The following is a 6,000-nucleotide window of genomic DNA, read 5'->3' as shown; positions in this document are numbered from 1 at the left end:
GGCGGCTGACCGCGCAGAAGGGCTTCGACGTCCTGCTGGAGGCCGTCGCCGGCCTGGTGGCGGACGACGTGGACCTGGAGCTGGTCATCGCCGGGCGCGGCCGGGACGAGGACGGGCTGCGCGCGGCGGCGGCCGGGCTGCCGGTGACCTTCGCCGGTCACGTCGACGACGTCCCGGCCTTCCTCGCCGGCCTGGACCTGTTCTGCCTGCCCTCCCGCCGCGAGGCCCTGCCCCTGGCGCTGCTGGAGGCGATGGCCGCCGGCCTGCCGTGCGTGGCCACCGACGTCGGGGACGTCGCCGTGGCGGTGGGCGGGGACGCCGTCGTCGTCCCGGCCGGGGACGCCGGGTCGCTGGCCGGCGCGCTGTCGGTCCTGCTGGCCGACGCCGGGCTGCGCGCCGACCTCGGCGCGCGGGCGCGGGCGCGCGCGGTCCGGGAGATGGACGCCGACCTGATGGCCCGGCGCACCTTCGCCCTGCTGGACCAGCTCCTACCCGGATGAACTGCTGCCGTTGGTTTCCCGGCCCCGTGATCCGGACAGTCACGAGGAGCTGGCGAGACGTGCCGGCTCGCGCGCCGCTCCCTCGGACGGCGCTGGCCGGCTGGAGTCGCGTGACCCTCGTCGAGGACTTCCGCAGCACCGTGGCCGCGTGTGCAGCGCGGCTGCCCGGGCCCGAGCTGCTGCCTGAACGGCTGGCCCGGGCCTGCGCCCGGGTGCTGCCCGTCGACGGCGCGGGCATCAGCCTGTTCTTCGCCGACGACCGGAGGCTGCCGCTGGGGGCGAGCGACGCGGTGTCGGCGGAGGCCGAGCGCCTGCAGTTCACCGTCGGGGAGGGCCCGTGCCTCAGCGCGCACGCAGAAGGGCGCCCGCTCATGGCGGACGAGACGACCATCCGGTCCCGGTGGCCGGCCTTCTACGACTGCCTGGCGGGCACCACCCCGATCCGGGCCACGCTCTCGATCCCGCTGGAGGACGACCTGCGGGGCATCGGTGCGCTGGACCTGTACCTGGTCCCGCCGCGTGACCCCGGGTCGCTGCCCCTGGCCGACGCCCTGGCCGTCGCCCACGAGGTCGCTGCGACCTTCGGGGTGGTGAACCAGCGGGACCGGGGGCACGCCGACGGGCCGGCCTGGCTGGACGCCCCGGCAGCCGGACGACGCGCCACCGTCTGGAAGGCCATCGGCATGGTGAACGCCGGGCTCCGGGTGTCCAGCCCCGACGCGCTCGCCGTGCTGCGGGCCCACGCCTACGCCACCGGGACCTCGCTGGACGACCTCGCCGCCCGGGTGGTCGACCGGCAGGTGCCGATGACGGAGCTCTCCTTCGACACGGACCACCACCGGTAGGTCCGACGGGCGGATGCGCCAGGATGGGCTCCCGCAGGTCCGCCCAGCCCCAGGAGCAGCTGTGACAGGTCCGTCCGCCCCGATGGTCGTCCCGGCCTTCTACGTCAAGCAGCGCATCACGGTCATGGTCAACCGGTACGAGGTCCGGGCGGTCGGGCCGGACGGCGGCGAGGGCCAGCTGCTGGCCTTCGCCGAGCAGAAGCGGATGAAGCTCAAGGAGGAGGTCGAGTTCTTCGCCGACGAGTCCCGGACCCGCCGGGTGTTCTCCTTCAAGGCCCGGCAGCGCCTGGACGTGCACGCCCAGCACGACGTCCTCGACGAGAACGGCGCGCCGCTGGGGAGCTTCAGCAAGCAGTTCGGTGCCAGCCTGCTGCGCTCCACCTGGAACCTGTCGGTGCCGGGGCTGGAGGCGGTGGGGCAGGAGCGCCGCGTGTCGGTGGCCGTCCTCCGCCGGGTCTGGGACGTGCTGCCCTACGTCGGCGACGTGTGGGTCCCCTTCGTCTTCCACTTCGACTTCACCGACACCGCCACCGGCCGTCCGGTGCTGGTCAGCGAGCGGCAGAAGGCGATCCGCGACCGGTACACGGTGACCGTGCCCGACCCCCGGCTGGACTTCCGGGTCGCCGCCTCGATGGCCGTCGCGCTGGACGCGCTGCAGAGCCGCTAGCCGGCCGGCTCCGCCGACCAGTCGATGCGCTCGGCGAGGGCGTGCAGCCGGGCGCCGAAGGCCGGGTCCAGGGACGCCGCCCACGCCACCCGACCCAGCACGTGGTCACGGGAGGTGGCCGGCTCGCGGCCGCGGGTCTGGCCGGGCCAGCCGGAGGTGGCGCAGTTGTGCAGCAGCGCCCGCAGCGCGTCACGTTCGCGGCGCGGCAGCGTGGGCCGGGTGTTCACGACCGCGCCGAGCACCGACTGCCGGCGCGCGGCGCTGGTCGCCGCCGTCTTGGCGGCGTTCACCCGGAAGCCCTCGTCGGCGACGACCCGGGTCACCAGGTCGGCGAACCGGTCCCGGCCGAGGGCCGTGCCCCCGCTGAAGGTCAGGTCGTCGACGTAGCGGGTGTACCGCGCCCCGCACGAGGCGGCGAGCCCGGCCAGCCGCCGGTCCAGCCGGAAGCACACCAGGTTGGCCAGCGCCGGGGACGTCGGCGCCCCCTGCGGCAGGTGCGGGACGGCGAGCTGCCGGCCCAGCCGGCGGTGCCGCTCCCGGGCCTCGATGCCGGTCGGCAGGGAGACCTGCCGCCACACCTGCGCGGGCGCCACCGTCGTCACCAGCGAGGCGAGCACGTGCGCCACCGGCTCCGGCAGCCCGGCCGGGCCGAGGAGCAGCCCGTGCACCCGCTCGGCCGCGATCGAGGCGAAGAACGCCTCCAGGTCCATCCGCAGCACCACCGGCGACCCGGCGTGCGGGGCGACCGCGGTGCGCACCGACCGGCCCGGCACGCACCCGTGCGCCGCGTCGTGCACCGGCACCCGGGCCAGCACGTGCCGCAGCAGCCGCCGTTGGGCCTCCTTCAGCCGCGGCTTGGGGGCGGCGAGCAGCCGGACGCCGTGCGGGCGCGGGACGACCTGCCACCGGTAGTGCCGCAGCGGCTCACCCACCGTGCGCTCCAGCCCGCGGGCGTCGGCGAACCAGGCCAGCTCGCCCGGGTCGACGTCCAGCAGCCGGGCCACCGCGGCCTGGTCCGGCAGGTCTGCGACCGGGGCGCGCGACCAGGCCAGCCGGGTGGGCTGCGGCTCCCAGCGCAGCACGGGGGGCGGTGGTGTCGTGTCCTGACCGCGGGCCCAGCCCCGCGTCGTCCGCAGGAAGCGGGCCAGCTCCCGCGGCCGGTCCACCGGCGCCTGCGGGTAGCCGGTCTGCACCTCGCCGACCATCGTGCCCACCCAGGTCGCGGCGCGGGCCTGGCCCAGGGCGACGGCCACCCGGCGCACCATGTCCCGTCGGCGCCACGGCCCGGCCAGCAGCGCGGTGGCCAGACCCGAGGCGGTGACGGCGGCCACGCCGGTCGGGAGGGTGCGCGACGGGGAGACCAGCCCGTCCCTGGGCGATGTGCCGTTGCGTGCGCGGAGCGCGCCGTCCGGCTCATGACGCCGTGCCTGGGCTTCTCACGATGCCCCGGGGTTGCCATGGGGGGACCGGCTCGTGCCGGTCGTCCTGCCCTCCCCGTCGCGCACAGGCACACCGTAGTGACCGGCGGACGGGAACCGGCCGGAACGGCGCGCGGCGGGAGCCCTTCCCCGGAGGAGGCCCCGGCTCCAGGATGGCCGACCGTGCCGACCTTCGCCGACGACTTCGACGGACCGGACCTCGACACCGCCGTCTGGGTGCCGCACTACCTCCCGCAGTGGAGCTCGCGGGCGGCCACCGCGGCCGCCTACGAGGTGCGCGACTCCTGCCTGCGGCTGTTCCTGCCCGCGGAGCACCCGCTGTGGTGCCCCGACGACCACCCGCCGCTGCGGGTCTCCGCCGTCCAGTCCGGGGTGTTCTCCGGCCCGGTCGGCAGCACGGTCGGGCAGCAGCCGGTGCGGCCGGGCGCGGTCGTCCGCGAGGAGCAGCCGGCGCAGGCGGGCTGGACGCCGACGTACGGCCGGCTGGAGATGCGGGCGCGGATGACCCTGACCGCCCGGTCGATGGCGGCCTGGTGGCTGGTCGGGTTCGAGGACCGGCCCGAGCGCTCCGCGGAGCTCTGCGTGGCCGAGGTCTTCGGGGACGCGGTCCGCACCGGGGACGACGGCCGGGCCAGCGCCGCCGTGGGGATGGGTGCGCACCCCTTCCGGGACCCGCGGGTGGTCGAGGACTTCACCGCCCCGCGGCTGGCGATCGACGTCACCGACTTCCACACCTACGCGGTCGACTGGCAGCCCGACGGCGCCGTCTTCTCCGTGGACGGGGACCGGGTGCGCTCGGTGGCGGTCACCCCGGACTACCCGATGCAGTCGATGCTGGCGGTCTTCGACTTCCCGGAGCGCGCGGTGCCGGGGGAGCCCTACGTCGTCCCCGAGCTCGTGGTGGACGTCGTCCGGGGCTAGAGGTAGGCGTTCTCCAGCTCGGCGAAGAAGGCCTTGGCCAGGGCGACGAAGTCGGCCTCGCGGACCGCGATCTCGTCGCCGTGCCGGTAGCCCAGCACCGTCCGGTCCGGGTCGAGCCGGATCTGCCGGTCGTTGATCAGCGTGTTGCCGCGGTGCAGCGACTCGCTGATCAGCCGCACCTCGTCGAGGGCCGTCCCCTCGCTGTCCTCCAGGCCCCGGCCCCGGTGCACGAAGCTGTGCTCCAGCGCGATGACCATGTTGTTGAAGAAGACCGGTTCGAAGTCGAACAGGGCGTCGGGGGCACAGTCGGCCGCGGCCACCAGCCTCCGGTAGGCGCCCAGCTGCGCGTCGACGGCGGCCTGCCGCTGCTCGACGTAGTCCGGTGCGTACGTGCTCCGGGTCAACACGGCTGCTCCAGGGGAGAAGGCGTTGCGTCCACGGTGGATCCCCCAGCGTGACACGTGCGGCGGGGTTCCGGAAGGGGCGGACCGGAACCCGTGGCGCGCTCGCAGGTGACGGTCGGGACGTGCCCTCGCCGGCGAAGGGGGAAGGGCAGCGGGGCCTGCCGCGTTGGTCCGGACAACCGACCGGAAGGCACCTCATGCGCATCCCGCTGTCCGTCCTCGACCTCGCACCGATCGCCCGCGGGGAGACCGTGAGCAGCAGCATCGCGGCCAGCGTGGCGCTCGCCCAGCGCGCGGAGGAGCACGGCTACCGCCGCGTCTGGTACGCCGAGCACCACAACATGCCGACGATCGCCTCGTCGGCGACCAGCGTGCTCATCGCGCACGTGGGCGCCCGGACGTCGTCGATCCGGCTGGGGGCCGGCGGGGTCATGCTGCCCAACCACTCGCCGCTGACCATCGCCGAGCAGTTCGGCACGCTCGACGCGATGTACCCCGGGCGGATCGACCTGGGGCTCGGCCGCGCGCCCGGCTCGGACCAGAACACCATGTACGCGCTGCGCCGCGACCCGAACTCGGCCGACACCTTCCCGCAGGACGTGCTGGAGCTGCAGGCCTACCTGGCCGGCCAGACCCGGGTGCCCGGGGTCGACGCCATCCCCGGCAAGGGCTCCCGCGTCCCGCTGTACGTGCTCGGCTCGTCGCTGTTCGGCGCCCACCTGGCCGCGGCGCTCGGGCTGCCCTACGCCTTCGCCAGCCACTTCGCCCCGCAGGCGCTCGAGGCCGCCGTCGCCACCTACCGGCGGGAGTTCCAGCCCTCCGCCGAGCTCGAGGCCCCGTACGTGATCGCCGGGGTCAACGTCATCGCCGCCGACACCCGCAGCCAGGCGGAGGAGAACCTGCAGGCGGTGCGGCGGACCATGGCCGTCGGGTTGTTCGGCCGGGGGCGCAGCTTCACCGACGAGGAGGCCGACCTGCTGCTCGAGCAGGGCGCCGGCCACCACGTCAGCTCGATGTTCACCTACGCCGCGGTGGGCACGCCGCACGACGTGGGCGAGTACCTGGAGGGCTTCCGCAAGCAGGCCGACGCCGACGAGCTGATCGTCGCCCACCAGTCCCCGACGACGGAGGGCCGGCTCCGCTCGGTCACCCTCACCGCCGAGGCCCTTGCCTGACGGCCCCGGTGCAGCGGCCCACGCCGAGCTCGCGAGGCGTGGGGGGCAG

General features: G+C 75.3%; 7 protein-coding genes. 5 read left to right on the top strand and 2 right to left on the bottom strand.

The window, feature by feature from the left end; translation table 11 throughout:
* From FHL80_RS18315 to FHL80_RS18305, 3 genes are all read left to right on the top strand, one after another.
* Positions 1–500, top strand: a 500-nt coding sequence (locus FHL80_RS18315; protein WP_138734801.1) for a glycosyltransferase family 4 protein, incomplete at its 5' end; no start/stop codon positions are given.
* A gap of 110 nt (positions 501–610) precedes the next feature.
* Positions 611–1,345 carry a GAF and ANTAR domain-containing protein gene (locus FHL80_RS18310; protein WP_246078778.1) on the top strand — a complete coding sequence of 245 codons (735 nt, stop codon included), beginning with the start codon at positions 611–613 and terminating at the stop codon, positions 1,343–1,345.
* A gap of 61 nt (positions 1,346–1,406) precedes the next feature.
* On the top strand, positions 1,407–2,012 hold the full coding sequence (locus FHL80_RS18305; RefSeq protein ID WP_216870857.1) for an LURP-one-related family protein: 606 nt from the start codon (positions 1,407–1,409) through the stop codon (positions 2,010–2,012).
* Here FHL80_RS18305 and FHL80_RS18300 read toward each other — a convergent pair.
* Positions 2,009–3,343 (bottom strand): reverse transcriptase family protein, encoded by a 1,335-nt coding sequence (locus FHL80_RS18300; protein WP_216870856.1) that lies wholly within the window; start codon positions 3,341–3,343, stop codon positions 2,009–2,011. The two genes, FHL80_RS18305 and FHL80_RS18300, sit on opposite strands and share 4 nt — an antisense overlap.
* A 270-nt stretch (positions 3,344–3,613) precedes the next feature.
* Here FHL80_RS18300 and FHL80_RS18295 point away from each other — a divergent pair, with 270 nt between their 5' ends.
* On the top strand, positions 3,614–4,372 hold the full coding sequence (locus FHL80_RS18295; protein WP_138734800.1) for a glycoside hydrolase family 16 protein: 759 nt from the start codon (positions 3,614–3,616) through the stop codon (positions 4,370–4,372).
* Here the strand turns inward: FHL80_RS18295 and FHL80_RS18290 are convergent.
* On the bottom strand, positions 4,369–4,776 hold the full coding sequence (locus tag FHL80_RS18290) for a hypothetical protein (protein WP_138734799.1): 408 nt from the start codon (positions 4,774–4,776) through the stop codon (positions 4,369–4,371). The genes FHL80_RS18295 and FHL80_RS18290 overlap by 4 nt on opposite strands.
* 197 nt (positions 4,777–4,973) lie before the next feature.
* Here FHL80_RS18290 and FHL80_RS18285 point away from each other — a divergent pair, with 197 nt between their 5' ends.
* Complete coding sequence (locus tag FHL80_RS18285) at positions 4,974–5,951, top strand: LLM class flavin-dependent oxidoreductase (RefSeq protein ID WP_138734798.1); 978 nt, start codon at positions 4,974–4,976, stop codon at positions 5,949–5,951.
* Positions 5,952–6,000: the final 49 nt, after the last annotated feature.

Source organism: Modestobacter excelsi, assembly GCF_005930495.1.
Classification (GTDB): Bacteria; Actinomycetota; Actinomycetes; order Mycobacteriales; family Geodermatophilaceae; genus Modestobacter; species Modestobacter excelsi.
This window is presented reverse-complemented; position numbering and strand designations above follow the sequence as displayed.